A 17661-nucleotide genomic window follows, 5' to 3' on the forward strand; every position below is an offset into this window, starting at 1 on the left:
GGTCAGGCCCAGCTCCTGGCAGGCGGCGTGCGTCACGGCCCGCCGGATCCCCAGCAGCGGCCGGCACCACGGCGGATCGTAGGCACGCATTCCGGCGATCGAGCGCGGCCCGGAACCGCGGCCCAGGCCCAGCAGCACCGTCTCGGCTTGATCGTCGAGCGTGTGCGCCAGCAGCACCGGCCCGTCGCGGTAGGCCGCCAACGCGGCGTAGCGGGCGGCGCGCGCAGCCGCCTCCGGACCGCCGTCGTTCCCCACCGTCACGCAAAGCACTTGTGCGTCAACACATCCCAGCGAAACCGCTTGCGCCCGTGCGGTTTCGGCGACGGCGGCCGACTCGGACTGCAGGCCGTGATCCACGATCAGCGCCGTGGTGGGTCGCAGCTGTGCCGCGACGGCGGTGAGCGCCAGCGAGTCCGGACCGCCGGACAGCGCGACCCCCCACTGGGTGACCGGATGGGCCTTGGCGAAATCCTCGACAGCCGCGCGCAGCTGTCCTACAGCACCCTGTCGATCCATCGCTGGGGATCTTCGATCTCGGCGGGCAACGGCAGCGTGTCGGGGCCCGACCAGATGGTGTTGAACCGCTCCATCCCGACCTTGCCCACCACGTGGTCGACGAACGCCTTGCCGCGGGTGTATTGGCTGAGTTTGGCGTCGAGGCCCAGCAGGGCGCGCAGCAGCCGCTGCAGCGGCGGTTGCTTGCGGTGCCGACGCTCGTCGAATCGACGCCGAATGGTGGCCACCGACGGCACCACCATCGGTCCGACGGCATCCATCACGTGGTCGGCGTGGCCTTCCAACAGCGTGCCGAGGACCAGCAGCTGATCCAGGGCTTGGCGCTGCGGCTCGGACTGAACGGCGCGCACCAGGCCGAGGATCCCCGCCGAGTTGGCGTCCGGTTCCGCGGCGCCACGGTTGCGCACGAAGTCGGCGAGCCGGTTGACCACCTGCCCCACGTCTTCGCCGGCGTCGCGGGTCAGCAACCCCAGCGCCTGCGACATGTATTCGGACAGCCAGGGATTGGCGGTGAACTGAACCCGGTGGGTCACCTCGTGCAGGCATACCCACAACCGAAAGTCGGTGGGCTCGACCCGCAGCTGACGCTCGACGGCGATGACGTTTGGGTACACCAGCAGCAGGCAGCCCTCTTTGGCCCCGTTATTAGTGGCGAATGGGTCGTACTGGCCGAGGATCCCGGACGACACGAACGCCAGCACCGCCCCCGTCTGCGCCCCGGTGATCCGGCCGGTGAGGAATCCGCGCGGCTTTTCGCTCCCGTTCGTCATCACGCGCATCGACTCTGCGGCCGCCCGAACCCACTCGGGCCGGTCGACGATCCGCGCGGCGGGCACCGCGCCGTTGGTCACCAGGCCGGTGACGTCACGCACCGGCGGCTCGGCTTTCGCGGCCGCGGCCGTGAGCTCGTCGATCGCCTGGCGGCGGGTGTAGTCGCTGGACGGAGGACCCGGGCGGGCCAGCCGAACGCCGACGGTGGCCGCAAATCGCCAGTCGACGGCGGTGCCGAGGGTCAGATCGGACGGCGGGCTCATGCGCACCCGCATGTCCACAGCTTGCTCGCCAGGGCATCCATCACGTTGCGGCCATTGGGGCCGGCGGCGTTGGACAAAAATGCGAAGGTGAGCACCCGGCCGCTGCGGTCGGTGAGGACGCCGACCAACGCGTTGATGGCGGTCAGCGAGCCGGTCTTGGCCCGCAGCCAACCGGCCGGGCCCTGGTTGGTGGCCGTGTCGAGGAAGCGGTCGGCCAACGTCCCGCTGCCGCCGGCGATCGGAAGCAGATCCAGCAGCGCCCGCAACGCGGGCTGGTCCGGACCCGCGGCCGCCTGCACCGTGCCGTCGAGCGTCTTGGCCGTCAACCGGTCGTCGACCGACAGCCCGCTGGAATCCATCAGCGAGGCCCCGGTGGTGTCGATGTGTCCGGTGCTCAACCGGTTGGTGATCGCGTCGACCGCCCCGGCGAAGCTGCGCGGCCGGTTGATCGCGGCGGCAACCTCACGGCCGATGCATTCGGCCAGCACGTTGTCGGAGTGGTCCATCATCTCGGACAGCCGCTGGACCAACGGCGCGGACTGCACCACGGCCAGCTGCCGCGCGCCGGACGGCGCCGTGCCGATCGTCACCGCGCCCGGATCCAGGCCGAGGGCCTTGGCCAGCTCCCGTCCGGCGTCGAGCGCGGGGGTTCGCGACCGCCGCGAATTGACCGTGCTGGGCTGGATGCGCCCGGCGTCGATCATCACCGATTCGATCGGCGCGATGTCGCCGTTGTCGACATCCGAGGGATCCCAGCCCTGCGCCATCGTCGGCCCGGTGAACGCCGAGGTGTCCACTTGCACGGCCGTCGGCGTCACGCCGCTGCGGCGGACCTGCTCGACGAGGTCGCTGAGGCGTGGCGAGCCCCGGTACCAGGTGGGGACGTCCGGCGGCGCCGCCGAGAGCGTCGGATCCCCGGCACCGACGAGCACGATGGGCCCCTGGGCGTTCGGGCCGCCGGCGACCACCCGGGTGCTGATCCGGGCCTGACGATCCAGCGTCAGCAACGCCGCGGCCGCGGTCAGCACCTTGTTGGTGGACGCCGGGACGAAGGGCACGTCGTCGGCCACCTGCCACAGCTCTTTGCCGGTCATTGCGTCGGTGATGCGGCCGCCCAACTTGCCCAGGTTCGGATCGCCCACCACCGGCGCCAGCGCGGCCGCCACCCCGGGGACGGTGGGTGTTTCCGCCGAGTCGCTGACCGGAACCACGCCCGGCTTGACGACGGGCGGCCGCGGCGGCGGTACCGCAACCCGCGCGCCGCTGCCGCCGTGCCCACCCGTGGTGAAGAACGTCGCCGCCGCCACCACGGCGGCAACAAACGCCAGCACGGCCAACCCGACGAGCACGGGGGTGGATTTCCGCCAGCGAGTAGGACCCATCACTCTCCTGACTGTCTGGTCCCATTCTGCCGAATCGGCCGCATTCCGCTCGACTAGGGTGGACCCGCAACGCACTGACCTACCCAGACTCAAGGAGCCGAGACGGTGCAATTCGACGTGATCATCGAGATCCCGAAAGGCCAACGGAACAAATACGAGGTCGATCACGAGACAGGACGAGTACGTCTGGACCGCTACCTCTACACGTCGATGGCCTACCCGACCGACTACGGGTTCATCGAGGACACCCTCGGCGAGGACGGCGATCCGCTGGACGCGCTGGTGCTGCTGCCGGAGCCGCTGTTTCCCGGCGTGACGGTCGAGGCCCGTCCGGTCGGCATGTTCCAGATGACCGACGAGGCCGGCGGTGACGACAAGGTGCTGTGCGTTCCGGCCGGCGACCACCGGTGGGATCAGATCCAAGACATCGACGACGTTCCGTCCTTCGAACTGGACGTGATCAAGCACTTCTTCTCCCAATACAAGGCGCTGGAGCCCGGCAAATACGTCAAGACGGCCAACTGGGTCGGGCGGGCCGAGGCGGAAGCTGAGGTGCAGCGTTCGGTGGAGCGGTTCAAGACCGAAGGGCACTAACGCTGCGGGCGTAACCGCGCACCGATTCTCGGTGGCATCCTGGCGATGTGACGCCCGTTCTGCATTTCGCTTCGAATTTCTGGTGGTTGGTCTTTCCACTGGGCGGCGCGATCGGCGGGGGCCTGCGCGCTCTGGCTGCCGCCAGCGAGCGGCGGGCCGATCGGCGGCTCGAACGGTATCGGCTCAAGCAGCAGGCCAAGATCGCCGTGGCGCAGGCGTCCGGTCGCGCGCGGGACGACGGGGAAAGCGACCGCCGTGCGCTCGCGAAAGTCCTTGCCGCACATGACCGCACGGATGCCCGGTGGCTGGACTACGAGGTCGACATCGCCAAACTGCTCGACTTCCCGATGATGACCGACATGCGGGCGCCGCTGACCATCGCGTTTCACAAGGCCAAGCGGCACGCCGACCTGCTGCGGCCGGAACGGCCCGACGACCTGCTCGGCGACCGCGACGCGCAACTGGAATACCGTGACGCCGTCCACGAATACATCAGCGCGTTCGAAATCGCCGAGGCCGAGGCGATCCGCCGACGCCGCAGCGACTTCTCCGAGGACGAACAGCAGCGGCTGGCGCGCGCCCAGCACCTGCTGGACCTGGCGCACGACGAGGCGGCCACGCGTGAGGAACGGCAGAGCGCCTACGCGCGGGCGAGCAAGGAACTCGACGGCCTGATCGTGCTGCCGGCCCCGGCGCGCGCCGCCATCGAGCGCCGCATCGCCGGGCAGATCGAGGCGTAGCAGGGCTGGAGGAACGTCCGCTCCACCAGCCACGGCTGAAAAAGGGACTGCGGGTTTGCCCGCCTCCGAGCGACAATGCCGACGCGGCGGCAGAGGCCCAGTACCCGGCAGCGCGTCGGCATTGTCGCTCGGAGGCGGGCACAACTCCTATCCCCGCCCCGGGGTGAGAGAAGTGATAGGTGTGACTCAGGCAACCCGGGCCCTGGCGACCCGCCGATTGCGCAACACGCTCCAGCCCAACGCCGCACCGATGAAGACGACGCCGACCGACGCGGTGATGACTTCGTGAATCTGGAAGCGCGGCTCGATGGAACACAGCATGATCGCCGCCAGCGCGCCGATCGCCCAGTGCGCGCCGTGTTCCAGATACACGTAACGGTCAAGCGTTTCCTGGTTGACCAGGTAAATGGTGATGGACCGGACGAACATCGAGCCCACCAGCCCGAGACCGAGCGCGATCACGATCGGGTCCGAGGTGATCGCGAACGCGCCGGTAACGCCGTCGAACGAGAAGGCGGCATCGAGCATCTCGAGATACAGGAACAGCATCAACCCGGCCCGGCCGGTCGCACCGGCCGTCTTGGTATCCGTCGTGGCGGTGTCCACGCTCGACGGCCGGAACGCCCGGCTCAGGCCATTGACGACCAGATACGTGACCAGGCCCAGCAGCCCGGCCGTCAGCACTGTCGCACTCTCCTCGCTCGAGTGCGTCAACAGCGTGCCGGCGAGGACCAGCACAAAGCCGGCCACCACCACCGATACCTGCCCGAGCCGCCCGATGCGGGCGAATGGGATCTCAATCCACTTGAGCCACTTGATGTCTCGGTCGTGAAAAACGAAATCGAGAAACAGCATCAACAGGAATATCCCGCCGAAAGCCGCGATCTGCGGGTGGGCCGAGATGATCAGCTTTTCGTAGCTGGGCGAGCCGTCGGGAAATTCCAGCGCCCCGTGCGGCGGCGGATTGAGCGCCAGCTCCATCGCGCGCACCGGGTCGAGTCCGGCGGTCGCCCACACGATCAGCAAGGGAAAGACCAGGCGCATCCCGAAAACCGCGATCAAGATGCCGAGCGTCAGGAACATCTGGCGCCAAAACGAGCTCATCCGCTTCAGAATCCCGGCGTTGATGATGGCGTTGTCGAACGACAGCGACACCTCCAGTACGGCTAGGGCCAGCAACAGAAACAGGGTGTCGAGGCCGCCGTGCGCGTACCCGAGCGCGAGGGCCGCCACGGTGAGTAACAGCGAGAAACCGAAGATGCGAAAGGCGGCCATGGGTCCTTCCTGACAGCCGCCCACACTAGCGAAGCCGATTGCCGCCGCCGGCCACCGGCACCGGCGCACTTACTATTTTCAAATTGTGGCGATGCCCGAGGTCGGCGGTACCCAAGCCTCCACTGGAGCCGGGCCGATCGCGCGCGGCAGCATGGCCCGGGTTGGCACCGCGACCGCGCTCACCGCGCTGTGCGGCTATGCGGTGATCTACCTGGCCGCTCGTGACCTGGCTCCGAGCGGCTTCTCGGTTTTCGGGGTGTTCTGGGGGGCGTTCGGGCTGGTCTCCGGCGCCGCGAACGGCCTGCTGCAGGAAACCACCCGCGAAGTCCGCTCGACGCGCTACATCGACGTGCTGCCCGACCCGGGCGGAGCGCGCACCCATCCGCTGCGCGTCGCCGCAATGGTCGGTGTGGCCGCCGCCGTCCTGATCGCCGGGAGCTCACTGCTGTGGAGCGGTCGGGTCTTCGTCGAGGCGCGCTGGCTCTCGGTCGTGCTGCTCAGCGTCGGCCTGGCCGGTTTTTGCCTGCACGCCACCCTGCTGGGCATGCTGGCCGGCACCGACCAGTGGACCCACTACGGGGCGCTGATGGTGACCGACGCGGTCATCCGGGTCACGGTCGCAGCAGCGACGTTCGTCGTCGGCTGGGGCCTGGGCGGATTCCTCTGGGCCACCGTTGCCGGCTCGGTGGCCTGGCTGATCATGCTGGTGGCTTCGCCCGCCGCGCGCGCGACGGCCCGCATGCTGACGCCAGGTAGCACCGCGACGTTCCTGCGGGGCGCCGCCCATTCCATCACCGCGGCCGGTGCCAGCGCGATTCTGGTGATGGGATTTCCGGTGTTGCTGAAGCTGACGTCGAATGAGCTTGGGGCACAAGGCGGAGTGATCATTCTGGCGGTGACGCTGACCCGGGCGCCGCTGCTGGTGCCGCTGACCGCGATGCAAGGCAACCTGATCGCTCATTTCGTCGACGAGCGCACCGAGCGGCTTCGGGCGCTCGTCGTGCCGGCGGCGATCATCGGCGGCATCGGCGCGATCGGTGTGCTGGCCGCGGGCGTGGTGGGGCCGTGGCTGCTGCGGGTCGCGTTCGGCCCGCAGTACGACGCCGGCAGCGCGCTGCTGGCGTGGCTGACCGCGGCCGCGGTGGCGATCGCGATGCTGACGCTGACCGGAGCCGCCACCGTGGCGGCCGCGCTGCACCGGGCGTACTCGCTGGGGTGGGTCGGTGCCACCGTGGCGGCGGGACTGCTGCTGGCGTTGCCGCTGCCGCTGGAGACCCGCACCGTGGTCGGCTTGCTGTGTGGCCCGTTGGCGGGAATCGGCGTCCATCTGGTGGCGCTGGGGCGCGCCGGGCGCTTAACCGGCTGATCCTGGCTAACCTGATGAGCATCGAAACGGATTACTCCGGCGTCTGGATCGTCATTCCCGCCTTCAACGAAGCCGCTGTCATCGGCGAGGTGATAGCCGATGTGCGCTCGGTTTTTGACAACGTCGTGTGCGTGGACGACGGCAGCGCCGACGACACCGGCGAAATCGCCAGGCGGGCCGGCGCGCACTTGGTGCGCCACCCGATCAACCTGGGGCAGGGGGCGGCCATCCAGACCGGCGTCGAGTACGCCCGCGCTCAGCCGGGCGCCGGCGTTTTCGCCACCTTCGACGCCGATGGCCAGCACCGCGTCAAGGACGTGGCCGCGATGGTCGAGCGGCTGCGCGCGGGCGACGTCGACGTCGTCATCGGAACGCGGTTCGCCGCGTCGCAGGGCAGCCGGCCGCCGTTCGTCAAGCGCATCGTGCTGCGGACGGCGGCGCGGCTGAGCAGGCGCGGGCGCCGGCTTGGCTTGACCGACACCAACAATGGGCTGCGGGTGTTCAACAAGACGGTGGCCGACGGGCTGAACCTCACCATGAGCGGCATGAGCCACGCCAACGAATTCGTCATGTTGATCGCCGAAAACCATTGGCGCGTAGCCGAATTACCGGTCGAGGTGCTCTACACCGAGTACTCGAAGTCGAAGGGGCAGCCCCTGCTCAACGGCGTCAACATCATCTTCGACGGGTTTCTGCGAGGGAGGATTCCGAGATGAACTGGATTCAGGTGCTGCTGATCTCCTCGATCGTCGCGCTGCTGGTCTACCTGCTGCGGTCGCGCCGCAATGCGCGGTCTCGGGCCTGGGTCAAGGTCGGCTACATCCTGTTCGTGCTGGGCGGTGTCTACGCCGTGCTGCGGCCCGACGACACCACCGTGGTCGCGCACTGGTTCGGGGTCCGCCGCGGGACCGATCTGATGCTCTACGCGCTGATCATGGCTTTCAGCTTCACCACGCTGAGCACCTACATGCGGTTCAAGGACCTGGAGTTGCGCTATGCGCGGCTCGCGCGTGCGGTTGCGCTCGAGGGCGCGCAGGCGCCGGACGACGGCTAGACCGTCCGTACGCCGCGGAAGTACTCGACCGTGCGGCGCACGCCGTCGTCGAGCCGAACCTGCGGGCGCCAGCCCAAAACCCTTTCGGCCAAGCCGATGTCGAGGCAGGACCGCTTCAGGTCACCCAGCCGCGGTGGATGAAACTCCGGGTCGTCGGGCCCGCCGACGGCCGCGGCAACCGCCGAATGCAGCTGGCGGTCCGAGGTCTCTATCCCGGTGCCGATGTTGAAGCGCTGCCGGCCGCCCGCTTCCCCCGCGGCCTTGACGAACGCGTCCACCACGTCGTCGACGAACACGTAGTCGCGGGTGTTGGTGCCGTCGCCGAACACCTTGGTGGGCTCACCCGACAGCAGCGCCTGGGCGAAAATCGCCACCACGCCCGCCTCGCCGTGCGGGTCCTGGCGCGGCCCGTAAACGTTGGCGGGCGCGATGTGCGAGCAGTCCAGGCCGTACAGATGGCGAAAGGTGTTCAGATAGATTTCCCCGGCCACCTTGCCTGCGGCGTAGGGCGACGCTGGATCGGTGGGCACCGTCTCGGGAGTGGGATAGCGCGGCGGGGTTCCGTAGATGGATCCGCCCGACGACGTGTGCACGATTTTGCGGACCCCGCTGCGGCGTGCGGCCTCGGCCAGCCGGACCGTGCCGACGACGTTGACCGAGGCATCGAACTCCGGGTCGGCCACCGAGTGCCGCACGTCGATCTGCGCCGCCAGGTGGAACACCACCTCCGGCCGGTGCTCGTCGAGGATCGCGTTCAGGTCGGCCGTCACAATGTCCGCCTCGACGAAGACGTGCGCCGGATTGTCGGCCAGGTGCTCGAGGTTGGTCGCGCGGCCGCTGGCGAAGTTGTCCAGCCCCAACACCGTGTGGCCGTCGGCCAGCAGACGGTCGACTAGCGTCGACCCGATGAATCCGGCTGCCCCGGTGACCAGTGCGCGCACCGGCCCACCATACAGAGTGGTGTCCGCGGCGGTCGCGCTGATCGCGGTGCAGCTGGTGATCCGCGCCGTGCTGGCCTTCGGCGGCTATTTCTACTGGGACGACCTGATTCTCATCGGCAAGGCCGGCACCCACGGGCTGCTGTCGCCGTCGTATCTGTTCGACGACCACGACGGCCATGTGATGCCTGCCGCCTTCCTCCTCGGCGGCGCGATCACCCGGCTCGCGCCCCTGGACTGGACCTGGCCGGCGATCAGCCTGGTGGTGCTGCAGCTACTGGCGTCCCTGGCCCTGTTGCGCGCGCTCTACGTCATCCTGGGCTGGCGCTGGGTCCTTCTCATCCCGCTCACGTTTGCGCTGTTCACCCCGCTGGGCGTGCCCGGGTTCGCGTGGTGGGCGGCGGCGCTGAACTCGCTGCCGATGCTGGCCGCGCTGGCCTGGGTGTGCGCCGACGCTGTTCTGTTGGTCCGCACCGGCAACCAGCGCTACGCGGTCACCGGAGTGCTGGCCTACTTCGGCGGGCTGCTGTTCTTCGAGAAGGCCGCCGTGATCCCGTTCGTGGCGTTCGCGGTGGCCGCCCTGCGGAGCCATGTCTGCGGCGAGCGGGCGGCGCTCCGCACGGTGTGGCGGGCGGGGCTGCGGTTGTGGATCGCGTCGCTGATCTTGACCGTCGCCTGGGTGGCGCTGTATTTGGCGGTGGTCAACCAGCAGCGCTGGAGCTCTGACGTGGCGATGACGTGGGATCTGCTCTTTCGATCGGTCACGCACGGGATCGTGCCGGGGCTGGCCGGCGGGCCGTGGCACTGGGACCGCTGGGCACCCGCGTCGCCGTGGGCCACGCCCCCGCCGGCGGTGATGGTGCTGGGCTGGCTGGTGCTGGCCGGGGTCCTCGCGCTGTCGCTGGCGCGCAAGCAACGCATCGGGGCGGTGTGGCTGACCGCGGCCGGTTACACCGTCGCGTGCCAGGTGCCGATCTATATGATGCGGTCGTCGAAGCAGACCGCGCTCGAGCTCGCGCAGACCCTGCGGTATCTGCCGGACCTCGTCGTGGTGCTGACTCTGCTGGCCGCCGTCGCGCTGTGCGCACCCAACCGGCCTCCTTCGGCGCGGTGGCTGGACGCGTCGCGGTGGCGCGCGGTCGCGGTGACGGGCTTGGCGGGGTTGTTCGTGGCCAGCAGCCTGTACTCGACGGCGACGTTTCTGACCAGCTGGCGCGACAATCCCGCCCAGCCGTACCTGCAAAACGCCCGGCCCGGTTTGGCCGCCGCGCGCAGGGCCTCGAATGCGCCGATGCTCGACCAGGAGGTCGATCCCCTGGTGTTACAACGAGTGGCCGCGCCGGAGAACCTGGCCAGCCACATGTTCGCACTACTGCGGGATAGGCCCGAATTCGCCGCGGCGACAACGCAATTGCGCATGCTCGACAGTTCCGGGCGGGTGATCCCCGCCAGAGTCACCTGGATTCGGACCATCGCGCCGGGGCCCATGCCGCACTGCGGCTACTTCGCGCAACCGGACCAGCCGGCACGCCTGGTCCTCGACGGTCCGCTGCTGCCCGCCGACTGGACCGTCGAACTGAATTACCTGGCCAACAGCGACGGTTCGATGACGCTGTCGCTGACGCAGGGACCCGACGTCAAGGTTCCGGTGCGTCCCGGACTCAACCGCGTCTTCGTCCGGCTGCCGGGTGCCGGCGACGCGATCACCGTCCGGGCCAACACCGCGGCGCTCTCGTTGTGCCTGGCGTCGGGCCCGGTGGGGTTCGTCGCGCCGGCCTAGCGCGCGGTTAGCTCGGCCAGCGTCTGCGAGCGCGCGGTGACCGCTTTGACCGACGCGACGACGCCATCGGCGACATGGGCGATGCCGGCGACGTGCAGCGCGGTCGGCTTTCCGACGAATTGTTCGGCGGCTGCGCCTAATCCACCCCGGTAGAGGCCGCGGAACGTGACGTGGAACGGGACGTCGTCGCCCGCGGAGAACAGGTCGTTGATCACGACATCGCGGGGATCAAGCACCGCTTCGTAGGCTTCCCCGGTGCGCTCGCCGTCGATCTCGTGCGCGGGTGCGTCGGCGAGGTCGCCGTTTTCCAACCACGTGCGCACGGCCTTTTCGGCGCCGGGGTCGGCGGGCACCGGCTCGGTCGACGTCCAGGGATCGATGTGGGGCGGAATCAGCGGATGGGGTTGGCCGCTTGCGATCTGCGCCCGCATCGCGAAGTAGTCCTGCTCGACGTAGTTCTCCGTCAGCCGGGTGCCGTTCCACTTGTAGAGGCCGATGCCGCGCCAGCAGGTGAGCGCGCGCGACTGCCCGGCAGGCATGGCCGCGTGCTCGCTGAAGTGCATGCACAGCCGATCGCCGTTGAGCACGAATTCGTGCACGGCGATGCCCAAACCCGGTGCGGCGTCGAAGATCTGACGAACGGCCTCGGCATAGGTGGTCGACCTGACGAGCGCCAACCCGTTGATGTGCACGACGTAGTCGGGCTCCATGATCTGCGGGCAGAGCGATTGGTCGTGCGAATTCGTGTAGTCGATGCAGTACTTGCGCATCAGTGCGACGAAGGGATGCATGTCACTTCCCGGCGAAGGGGCCGAGAAGCTCTGGTACCCGCAGGGATTCGGGCACGCGCTCGACGCCGATGGCCCGGTCGATGGCCTCGTGCAGGTAGTAGATGCGCCGCTCGTGATAGCCCAGCCGCACCGACTCGAGGGTGCCCGCGTCCAGCGACCGCTGCGTGCCGGGCAGGACGTCGAGGTCTTCGAACAACACCTGGGACAGGGCCGCGATGACGGCGTCGTTGGTCTGTGCCTCGGCGTCGAGTGACGAGCACCAGTGGACGCTGTACGTCGACGTGGCCGGGCCGGTCGGCCAGTTGGTGATCAAGAAGACGAACCCGGTGCCGTTGAACACGATGCTCAGGTTCGGGAAGACGTGGTAGGAGAACGTGCCGCGGAACGGCAGGTCACCGAGACCGGGAAACACGCACGGGAACGGCGACAGGGATTCGCCGTCGATGCCGTCGCGATAGGAGACGAGCATGCGGGAATGGCCGTTGCGCAGCAGCTGGATGCCGGTCGCCGACTGCTGCAGTGCGCGCGCCGCCGAGGCGCGGTGCACGTAGTTGACGTGGTAGGTCTCGAGATTGGCGTCGACCGGCAGCTTCCAGTTGACGGGAACGTCCCGCACCGTGCGGTTCACCAGGTGTAGGCGGCCGTCGAGCGTGCCGAAGTCGCTGAGATCCTCGCCGACGGAGGCAAGATACTCCGACAACGGCGGGGCGCCGGCGTCGAGGTTGACGAAGACGAGCGGGCCCCACGACTCGCACCGGACCTCGGCCAGGCCGTGGCACTCGGCGTCGAGCCCGGCGAAATTCGACGCCCCCGGGTAGCCGACGAGCTTTCCCTCCAGCGAGTACGTCCAGGCGTGGAAGGGACACGTGAACCTGCGGCCGACGTTTCCGTGCGGCTCCTCGACGAGCGCGGCGCCCCGATGCCGGCAGGTGTTGTAGAAGGCGCGAACGAGGTTGTCGCGCCCACGGACCAGCATGACCGGCTGGTCGAGCTGATCCAGCAGCAGGTAGTCGCCGGGGCTGCGCAGCTGGTCTGCGTGGGCGACGAACAACCAGGAGCGCGAAAAGACCGCGACGGCTTCGAGTTTGGCGAATCCAGCGTCGGAATAACGTCCGGCGGGCACGGGCGGCAGCACCGGGAACTCCGGCGGGTATGCCCGTCGCTCCGCTTCGGCTCGGGCGTCCCGCTTGACCCCGTCGATCAGCTGGGAGCTCATCACCATCACCTGAGTATATGAATGACCACTCATTTATCAAGACATCGTAGCCAAACCCCGCAAGAATGGCCCTATGCCGAATACCAAGGCTCCAGCGCGTCGCCCCCGGGGCCGCCCGCGCAACTCGGACGGACAGGCCACCGCCGAGCGGCTCCTCGACGCGGCAGCGGCGGTGTGCGTCGAGCGGGGATTCGAGCGCAGCACCCTGCCGCGGATCGCGGAGCGCGCGGGCGTCTCGCCGACCGCCGTCTACAACCACTTTCACAGCCGTGAAGAGTTGCTGTACACGGCCGCGGTTCGTGCCCTCGACCAGATCACCGCGGCAGCGCTGCGCACGGCGGGCGGCGAGCAGACCCTGCAAGCCATCGCAACCGCCTACCTGCGCCCGGAAATGTCACAGCACCGGCGACTGATCGCCGAGTTGCATCTGGCCAGCCGGCGCGACGAGCGGTTGGCATCCTTGATCGCGCAGTGGCACCGCGACTACGGCGACCGGTTCGTCGGGGCCCTTTCTGGCACCGACCCAAACCCGCGCGCCACGACAAAAGTCGTGTTCCTGCTGCTGCTCGGGCTTTGCCATTTCGATGACGTCTCGGCGATCAGGGCGCCGCGCGCCGCGGTCACCGAGCGGGTCGAGCACATGATCGAGATGCTCGTGCCGGGGACGGCCCATTCTCGTTAAGCCGCAACGACTTACACGGGCCTCGAGTCAAGGTGCGAGCTGGACGTGGCCCTTCGGCGGGGGCTGGGGAGGGGGCGGAGGAGCCGGCTCGGGTTGTGGCGCGGGCGCCTCGGGTTGTGGTGCGGGTGCCTCGGGTTGTCGCGGGGACACCGGCTGTGGCGCACGAGGTTGCGGTGCCGGGGCCGGCGGCGCGAGCTGCGCTGCCGTCGGCGCCGGGATCTGTGGGTCAGCCGTAATGTCCCCCACCGGGGCCGGTGTCACGTTCGCGTTGAATGTCGTTGGTAGCGGCGGTAAATCGTTCGCCGCGGCAGGAGCCCACCAGGCGGTGCTGATCACGGCTGTGATCACCGCATACTTGCCTGCCCGTCGCGCCGCGGCCCGAAAGTCCAGTGGTGATGCACGCCTACAACCGGTTACGATCTCCATCATTGCAGGCGCCCGCCGCCGCCACTGTTAAAGAAATGGAAATCCTGCCGTGCGCACCGGGATCATTCGCCTCGCAGCCGCTCTGGTTGGTGGCTCGATGGCGCCGATCGCCGCAATTAGTTGCGCTGGTGGGGCCGGCGCCGACCCAAGCCAGGACGATCAGTTTCTGGCGAGGCTCCAGCAACTGCAGATTCCCGCCCTCGATGGCGTGCCGGGGCTCGTCTACCACGCCCACCAAATTTGCGGCCAACTCGACAGCGGCACCCCGGCCGAGGCCGTAGTGACAGATGTGATGAACAAGGCGTACGACGACAATCCGTCGTTACACACTATGGCCGCCCGCGCCAGAAGGACCGCGGTCAGATTCGTCACCGCGTCGGTGGACGTTTACTGCCCCAGCCATCAAGGCGAGCTTCCGCTCTCGTAATCGGAGCCACCTAGGAGAATCGAACTCCTGACCTGCTCATTACGAGTGAGCCGCTCTACCGACTGAGCTAAGGTGGCGTGCCCTGCCGGGCGGCACGAGTCTACGGCAGGCAGACAAGCGCACCCAACTCGCCGGAACTCAATCGCGCAGTTCCTGGCCGATGGTCGCGACCATGGCGTCGACGGCGAACTTGGGTTTGACGTTGATCGCCAGCGCTTCACGGCATTCCAGGACGGCCTCGATGCAGCGCAGCAACCGCTCGGGCGCGGCGTGGGCGGCCAGCGCCCCCACCCGCTCGGCCATGTCCGGGTGGTTGGCCCGCACGGCACCGGCATTTGCGGACACCACCAGCGCGTCACGGAAGTAGGTCGCCAGGTCGATCAGCGCCCGGTCCAGCGCATCGCGCGAGGCCCGGGTCTGCCGCGACTTCTGCCGTCGCTCCAGGTCCTTGAGCGCGCCGGTGGCCCCGCGCATCGCCGATGCGGTGCCCTTCCCCGAGCCCCCGGCGCCGAGCGCCGTGCGCAGCTCTTCGGTCTCGGCCTCGGCGCGATCGGCGGTCAGCACGACGGCCTCGGTCTCGGCCGCCGCCACCAGCTCCTCGGCGGCCTCGTAGGCCCGCGACGGGGTCGCGGCGTCGCGCACCAGCCCCAGCGCCCGCTCCCGCCGCTGCCGGGCCTCGGGGTCTGTGGCCAGCCTGCGTGCCCGGCCCACGTGACCGCCGCTGACCGACGCCGCCCAGTTCGCGGTGTCGGCGTCCAGGCCGTCGCGCTCGATCAGCACGCGCGCGATGGCCTCGGTCGACGGGGTCACCAGCGCGACGTGCCGGCAGCGGGATCGCAGCGTGACCGCGATGTCCTCGGGGTCCACCGAGGGCGCGCACAGCAGGAACACGGTGGACGGCGGCGGTTCCTCGACGACCTTCAGCAGGGCGTTGGCCGCACCTTCGGTGAGTCGGTCGGCGTCCTCGATGACGACGATCTGCCGGTGTCCGGTGGTCGGCCGGCGCGAGGCGATCTGCACGATCGCCCGCATCTCGTCGACCCCGATGGACAGGCCCTCGGGGATCACCCGCCGCACGTCGGCGTGGGTGCCGGCCATCGTCGTCGTGCAGGCCCGGCAGCTGCCGCAACCCGGCTCGCCGTCGGAGGTGCACTGCAGCGCTGCCGCGAAGCACAGGGCCGCGACCGACCGCCCGGAACCCGGTGGGCCGGTGATCAGCCACGCGTGTGTCATAGTCCCGTCGCCGGCGGGGCTGTGGTCCAGGTCACCGCGGGCCGCCCGGGCGGCGGCGAGCAGCGCGGCCTCCACCGCCTCCTGGCCCACCAGCCGTGTAAACACTCCGGACATCACCGGCAACAGTAATGACGCGGACCGACGGATACCGATCGGCCACCAAACCGGGACAATTCCGTTATGTTTCGCGGCGTTTGGCCAGCACCGGCCGACTGGCCGAGGGGTTTATAGGTTTCCAACAAGTCCGTGCCGACCGATACGGTGGGTTGGTGGCAACCGAGGCAGCACTGCCCGGGCGAATCAGCGCGTTCGTCCGGTGGGTGGTGCGCACCCCGTGGCCACTGTTCGCGTTGAGCATGTTGCAGGCCGACATCATCGGCTCGCTCTTCGTGTTGGGCTTCCTGCGCTACGGCCTGCCGCCGCAGGATCGCATTGAACTGCAGGATCTGCCGACGGTCAACCTGGCCATCTTCGCCAGCTCGTTGGTCGTCCTGTTCCTCGTCGGTGTCGTGGTCAACCTGCGGCTGCTGGTGCCGGTTTTCCGCTGGCAGCGCCGCGACAACATGCTCGCCGAGGCCGACCCGGCCGCCACCGAGCTGGCGCGCAGCCGTGCGCTGCGCATGCCCTACTACCGCACGTTGAGCACCATCGTGTACTGGTGCATCGGCAGCGTGGTGTTCATCGTGGCCAGCTGGTCGGTGGCCCGCTACGCCGCGCCCGTGGTGGCCGTCGCGACCGCGCTGGGAGCGGCGGCGACCGCGATCATCGGCTACCTGCAGTCCGAGCGGGTGCTGCGCCCGGTGGCCGTCGCCGCCCTGCGCAGCGGGGTCCCGGAGAACGTCAAGGCGCCCGGCGTCATCCTGCGGCAGATCCTGAGCTGGATGCTGTCCACCGCGGTGCCGCTGCTGGCCATCGTGCTCGCGGTGGTGGCCGACAAGGTGTCGCTGCTGCACGCCGCGCCGGAGAGTCTGTTCAACCCGATCCTGTTGTTGGCGTTGGCGGCGTTGGGCATCGGGCTGGTCAGCACCCTGTTGGTGGCGATGTCGATCGCCGACCCGCTGCGCCAGCTCCGCTGGGCGCTGTCGGAGGTGCAGCGCGGTAACTACAACGCGCACATGCAGATCTACGACGCCAGCGAATTGGGTTTGCTGCAAGCGGGTTTCAACGACATGGTGCGCGACCTGTCCGAGCGGCAGCGGCTACGCGACCTGTTCGGTCGCTACGTCGGCGAAGACGTCGCCCGCCGGGCGCTCGAGCGCGGCACCGAGTTGGGCGGGCAGGAGCGCGACGTCGCCGTGCTGTTCGTGGACCTGGTCGGCTCGACTCAGCTCGCCGCCACGCGCCCGCCCGCCGAGGTGGTCCATCTGCTCAACGAGTTCTTCCGCGTGGTGGTCGACACCGTCGGCCGGCACGGCGGGTTCGTCAATAAGTTCCAGGGCGATGCGGCGCTGGCGATCTTCGGCGCGCCGATCGAGCACCCGGACGCATCCGGTGGCGCGCTGGCGGCCGCGCGTGAGCTGCACGACGAACTCCTGCCGGTGATCGGCTCGGCGGAGTTCGGCATCGGGGTGTCGTCCGGTCGGGCCATCGCGGGCCACATCGGCGCGCAGGCCCGCTTCGAGTACACCGTGATCGGCGATCCGGTCAACGAGGCCGCGCGGCTCACCGAGCTGGCCAAGCTCGAGGCCGGGCACGTGCTCGCGTCGGCCATCGCGGTCAGCGGCGCGCTGGACGCGGAGGCCCTGTGCTGGGACGTCGGGGAGGTCGTCGAGCTGCGCGGGCGCGCCGCACCCACTCAGCTGGCCCGGCCGCTGCAGCTCGCCACTCCGGGCGAAGAGACACCGGAGCGCGCGTCGGAAGAGGTTTCCAGCGAGATCATGTGACCCGCCGGATCAGCTACGCCTGGCGGCCTTCTTCGCCGGCGACTTGCGCGCCCGCGACGTCTTCCTGGCGGGCCGCTTGGCCGGGCCGCGGGCCCGCCGGTCGGCCAGGAGTTCGGCGGCACGCTCGTCGGTGATCGACATGACGTCGTCGCCCTTGCGCAGGCTGGCGTTGGTCTCGCCATCGGTGACGTAGGGCCCGAATCGGCCGTCCTTGACGACCATCGGCTTGCCCGACGCCGGGTCGGTCCCCAGCTCCCGCAGCGGCGGCGCCGAAGCGCTTTGGCGCCCAGAGCGTTTCGGCTCGGAGTAGATCTTCAACGCCTC

18 protein-coding genes and 1 tRNA gene are annotated in these 17661 nt (G+C 69.1%); 9 read left to right on the forward strand and 10 right to left on the reverse strand.

Going from position 1 to position 17661, the window contains the following annotated elements; genetic code table 11:
* The 3 genes from A5736_RS05650 to dacB all read right to left on the reverse strand — a co-directional run.
* Positions 1–516 (reverse strand): tRNA lysidine(34) synthetase (locus A5736_RS05650; RefSeq protein ID WP_139333148.1); only part of this gene is annotated, 516 nt, incomplete at its 3' end.
* A complete protein-coding gene (locus A5736_RS05655) occupies positions 495–1550 on the reverse strand; it encodes a zinc-dependent metalloprotease (protein ID WP_076125483.1) in 1056 nt (351 codons plus the stop codon). The genes A5736_RS05650 and A5736_RS05655, both read right to left, overlap by 22 nt.
* Complete coding sequence (gene dacB / locus A5736_RS05660; protein ID WP_076245022.1) at positions 1547–2932, reverse strand: D-alanyl-D-alanine carboxypeptidase/D-alanyl-D-alanine-endopeptidase; 1386 nt, start codon at positions 2930–2932, stop codon at positions 1547–1549. The genes A5736_RS05655 and dacB overlap by 4 nt, the downstream gene beginning before the upstream one ends.
* Positions 2933–3037: 105 nt before the next feature.
* Here dacB and A5736_RS05665 point away from each other — a divergent pair, with 105 nt between their 5' ends.
* The gene (locus tag A5736_RS05665; protein WP_076125415.1) at positions 3038–3526 is read left to right on the forward strand and encodes an inorganic diphosphatase; all 489 of its coding nucleotides are present in this window, start codon (positions 3038–3040) and stop codon (positions 3524–3526) included.
* A 47-nt stretch (positions 3527–3573) separates the two neighbouring features.
* Positions 3574–4266: a hypothetical protein gene (locus A5736_RS05670; protein WP_076245024.1), complete on the forward strand. Its 693-nt coding sequence runs from the start codon at positions 3574–3576 to the stop codon at positions 4264–4266.
* Positions 4267–4452: 186 nt separating this feature from the next.
* On the opposite strand, the gene A5736_RS05675 is transcribed toward A5736_RS05670, so the two are convergent.
* On the reverse strand, positions 4453–5541 hold the full coding sequence (locus tag A5736_RS05675) for a DUF475 domain-containing protein (protein WP_076245026.1): 1089 nt from the start codon (positions 5539–5541) through the stop codon (positions 4453–4455).
* Between the two features lie 91 nt (positions 5542–5632).
* Here A5736_RS05675 and A5736_RS05680 point away from each other — a divergent pair, with 91 nt between their 5' ends.
* The 3 genes from A5736_RS05680 to A5736_RS05690 are packed head-to-tail and all read left to right on the forward strand — an operon-like array spanning position 5633 to position 7961.
* Entirely contained in the window at positions 5633–6907 is a 1275-nt protein-coding gene (locus tag A5736_RS05680; RefSeq protein WP_139333149.1) for a hypothetical protein, read from the forward strand.
* Positions 6908–6921: 14 nt separating this feature from the next.
* Positions 6922–7623, forward strand: coding sequence for a glycosyltransferase family 2 protein (locus A5736_RS05685; RefSeq protein ID WP_076245028.1), 702 nt, complete (start codon positions 6922–6924; stop codon positions 7621–7623).
* Positions 7620–7961, forward strand: coding sequence for a DUF2304 domain-containing protein (locus tag A5736_RS05690; protein WP_076245030.1), 342 nt, complete (start codon positions 7620–7622; stop codon positions 7959–7961). The genes A5736_RS05685 and A5736_RS05690 overlap by 4 nt, the downstream gene beginning before the upstream one ends.
* Here A5736_RS05690 and A5736_RS05695 read toward each other — a convergent pair.
* Positions 7958–8902: an NAD-dependent epimerase/dehydratase family protein gene (locus A5736_RS05695; protein ID WP_076245032.1), complete on the reverse strand. Its 945-nt coding sequence runs from the start codon at positions 8900–8902 to the stop codon at positions 7958–7960. The two genes, A5736_RS05690 and A5736_RS05695, sit on opposite strands and share 4 nt — an antisense overlap.
* Between A5736_RS05695 and A5736_RS05700 the strand changes: the two genes are divergently transcribed.
* Positions 8868–10679: a hypothetical protein gene (locus A5736_RS05700; protein WP_254848293.1), complete on the forward strand. Its 1812-nt coding sequence runs from the start codon at positions 8868–8870 to the stop codon at positions 10677–10679. The two genes, A5736_RS05695 and A5736_RS05700, sit on opposite strands and share 35 nt — an antisense overlap.
* Here the strand turns inward: A5736_RS05700 and A5736_RS05705 are convergent.
* Positions 10676–11470 (reverse strand): hypothetical protein, encoded by a 795-nt coding sequence (locus tag A5736_RS05705; protein WP_083667184.1) that lies wholly within the window; start codon positions 11468–11470, stop codon positions 10676–10678. The genes A5736_RS05700 and A5736_RS05705 overlap by 4 nt on opposite strands.
* Before the next feature lies 1 nt (position 11471).
* Positions 11472–12692 carry an aromatic ring-hydroxylating dioxygenase subunit alpha gene (locus tag A5736_RS05710; protein WP_076245034.1) on the reverse strand — a complete coding sequence of 407 codons (1221 nt, stop codon included), beginning with the start codon at positions 12690–12692 and terminating at the stop codon, positions 11472–11474.
* A gap of 67 nt (positions 12693–12759) precedes the next feature.
* Here A5736_RS05710 and A5736_RS05715 point away from each other — a divergent pair, with 67 nt between their 5' ends.
* Positions 12760–13368, forward strand: a complete 609-nt coding sequence (locus A5736_RS05715) for a TetR/AcrR family transcriptional regulator (protein WP_076245035.1) — start codon at positions 12760–12762, stop codon at positions 13366–13368.
* 475 nt (positions 13369–13843) lie between these two features.
* On the forward strand, positions 13844–14221 hold the full coding sequence (locus tag A5736_RS05720; RefSeq protein WP_139333151.1) for a DUF732 domain-containing protein: 378 nt from the start codon (positions 13844–13846) through the stop codon (positions 14219–14221).
* Positions 14222–14225: 4 nt separating this feature from the next.
* Here A5736_RS05720 and A5736_RS05725 read toward each other — a convergent pair.
* Both A5736_RS05725 and A5736_RS05730 read right to left on the reverse strand, forming a co-directional pair.
* Positions 14226–14298: transfer RNA gene (locus tag A5736_RS05725), tRNA-Thr, on the reverse strand.
* Positions 14299–14359: 61 nt separating this feature from the next.
* On the reverse strand, positions 14360–15568 hold the full coding sequence (locus tag A5736_RS05730; RefSeq protein WP_076245039.1) for a DNA polymerase III subunit delta': 1209 nt from the start codon (positions 15566–15568) through the stop codon (positions 14360–14362).
* Between the two features lie 98 nt (positions 15569–15666).
* On the opposite strand from A5736_RS05730, the gene A5736_RS05735 reads away from it, so the two are divergent.
* Positions 15667–17337, forward strand: coding sequence for an adenylate/guanylate cyclase domain-containing protein (locus A5736_RS05735; RefSeq protein WP_139333152.1), 1671 nt, complete (start codon positions 15667–15669; stop codon positions 17335–17337).
* A gap of 9 nt (positions 17338–17346) precedes the next feature.
* Here A5736_RS05735 and A5736_RS05740 read toward each other — a convergent pair.
* Positions 17347–17661: topoisomerase C-terminal repeat-containing protein (locus A5736_RS05740; protein ID WP_305800069.1), on the reverse strand; the 315-nt coding region annotated here is incomplete at its 5' end.

Source organism: Mycobacterium sp. SP-6446, assembly GCF_001954045.1.
In the GTDB taxonomy this organism is placed as follows: domain Bacteria; phylum Actinomycetota; class Actinomycetes; order Mycobacteriales; family Mycobacteriaceae; genus Mycobacterium.

What these genes read in the sequence shown, in the direction of transcription:
- A5736_RS05685 (WP_076245028.1), top strand. Translation starts at nt 6,922, where the DNA reads ATGAGCATCGAAACGGATTACTCCGGCGTCTGGATCGTCATTCCCGCC.
- A5736_RS05675 (WP_076245026.1), bottom strand. Translation starts at nt 5,541, where the DNA reads ATGGCCGCCTTTCGCATCTTCGGTTTCTCGCTGTTACTCACCGTGGCG.
- A5736_RS05680 (WP_139333149.1), top strand. Translation starts at nt 5,633, where the DNA reads ATGCCCGAGGTCGGCGGTACCCAAGCCTCCACTGGAGCCGGGCCGATC.
- A5736_RS05690 (WP_076245030.1), top strand. Translation starts at nt 7,620, where the DNA reads ATGAACTGGATTCAGGTGCTGCTGATCTCCTCGATCGTCGCGCTGCTG.
- A5736_RS05710 (WP_076245034.1), bottom strand. Translation starts at nt 12,692, where the DNA reads ATGGTGATGAGCTCCCAGCTGATCGACGGGGTCAAGCGGGACGCCCGA.
- A5736_RS05730 (WP_076245039.1), bottom strand. Translation starts at nt 15,568, where the DNA reads ATGTCCGGAGTGTTTACACGGCTGGTGGGCCAGGAGGCGGTGGAGGCC.
- dacB (WP_076245022.1), bottom strand. Translation starts at nt 2,932, where the DNA reads ATGGGTCCTACTCGCTGGCGGAAATCCACCCCCGTGCTCGTCGGGTTG.
- A5736_RS05700 (WP_254848293.1), top strand. Translation starts at nt 8,868, where the DNA reads ATGAATCCGGCTGCCCCGGTGACCAGTGCGCGCACCGGCCCACCATAC.
- A5736_RS05715 (WP_076245035.1), top strand. Translation starts at nt 12,760, where the DNA reads ATGCCGAATACCAAGGCTCCAGCGCGTCGCCCCCGGGGCCGCCCGCGC.
- A5736_RS05655 (WP_076125483.1), bottom strand. Translation starts at nt 1,550, where the DNA reads ATGAGCCCGCCGTCCGATCTGACCCTCGGCACCGCCGTCGACTGGCGA.
- A5736_RS05705 (WP_083667184.1), bottom strand. Translation starts at nt 11,470, where the DNA reads ATGCATCCCTTCGTCGCACTGATGCGCAAGTACTGCATCGACTACACG.